The sequence below is a fragment of the Vibrio rubrogenes genome (assembly GCF_059641415.1).
Window position 1 is genome coordinate 1 of the sequence record NZ_JCARSY010000089.1, and the last position, 1,689, is coordinate 1,689.

Here is a 1,689-nt window from a genome sequence, read left to right on the forward strand (position 1 = left end):
GCAGTCGATGCTTCGTTATTGCCGCGCCGCACTTATGAAGCGCCGCAGGGTGAAGTGGAAGCCAAACTGGCGGAGATTTGGTCGGGTCTTTTGGGTGTTGAGCAAGTGGGTCGTCATGACGATTTCTTCGAACTCGGTGGTTACTCACTGGTTGCGATGCAGTTGATTTCTCGCATTCGTCAGCAATTTCAGGTTGAACTTGCATTAGCCACTGTGTTCAGCCAACCGATGCTATCTGCATTGGCAGGTGCAATTGACGAAGCCACGCCAACGCAAATGAAAACGATAATTGAACCGTTAGGCACCGATGTCGTTCCGCCTTTATCTCTTGCTCAGCGACGGCTATGGCTTTTATCTCAAATCGACGATGTGGCAACAACCGCTTACGTGATGGTCGGGCGTTTCACCTTGCGCGGTCAACTGAATACCGTTGCTTTACAACAAGCGCTTGACCATATGATCTCCCGCCATCACATCTTACGTACTTGTATTGATGTCCGCGATGGTGAGCCAGTACAGAAAGTTCTGCCGGAAGGGCAACGTATGATGCTCACTCAGATCGATGCGCATGACGTCCAAGCGATCGCATCATTTGCTGCGGAGATGGATCTCTCCACCGGGCCGCTATTCCAGGGGCAACTGATTGCTATCGATACAGAAACACATATTTTGCGTCTGGCGATGCATCACATGATTACCGATGGTTGGTCGATCAATCTGTTGATGCGAGAAGTCAGCCAGATTTACAGTGCTTTGGTGGGGAATGCGCCCAATCCATTGTCACCGTTGACGATTCAGTATGGCGATTTTGCGGCATGGCAACAGCAACACATACAGGATGAGCTACTACAACAGCAGCGCGAATATTGGGTTGAGCAGTTACGCGGGATCCCTGAATGTCTGACATTGCCTTCTGATTATGCTCGTCCGGCCAAGCAGTCCTTTGATGGTGCCGAAATAAAATTCGTTCTGGATAAAGAACTGACCGCAGCACTGCAAGCATTAAGCCGGGCTCATGGTTGTACCCTTTACATGACGTTATTAGCCGGTTGGGCGGCCTTAATGGGACGTCTCGCCAGTCAGGATGACGTGGTGATCGGCTCGCCGATTGCTGGCCGAACTCAGACTGAGCTGGAGCAACTGATCGGTATGTTCGTCAATACGCAGGCGATGCGAGTTGACCTGTCTGCCACCCCGAATACGATTGATTTGCTGGCGCAGGTGAAGACCACCGCACTGGCAGCACAGGCGCATCAGGACATTCCGTTCGAGCAGGTGGTGGAGTCTGTTGCACCGAAACGCAGCTTATCCCATTCTCCGATTTTCCAAGTGATGTTCGCTTTACAGAATGTCCCTGACGGGAGTTTGCAATTACCGGGACTGTCGATCTCATCGGTTGAAGCCGAAGTCTCAACCGTACAGTTTGATTTAAACCTCTTTGTGTATCCGTCAGATGATCAGCTTGAGGCAACACTGCATTACGCCACAGCATTATTTGATGCGGAGACGGTTCAACGCTATCTCGGCTACTGGCACGCCCTGTTACAGCAGATGGTGTCGGCACCGACGCAAGCTGTCGGCTCCCTGAATATCCTCACGGACGCTGAACGGGACTTGGTGCTCAATCAGTTTAACCAGACGGCAACGCCATTCCCCGATGAGTCATGCCTGCATACCCTGATTGAGGGA

At 51.7% G+C, this 1,689-nt stretch carries 1 protein-coding gene; it reads left to right on the forward strand.

Annotation, left to right across the window (positions count from 1 at the left end; genetic code table 11):
* On the forward strand, positions 1–1,689 hold a 1,689-nt coding region (locus AC55NX_RS20635), incomplete at both ends, for a condensation domain-containing protein (protein ID WP_496997438.1).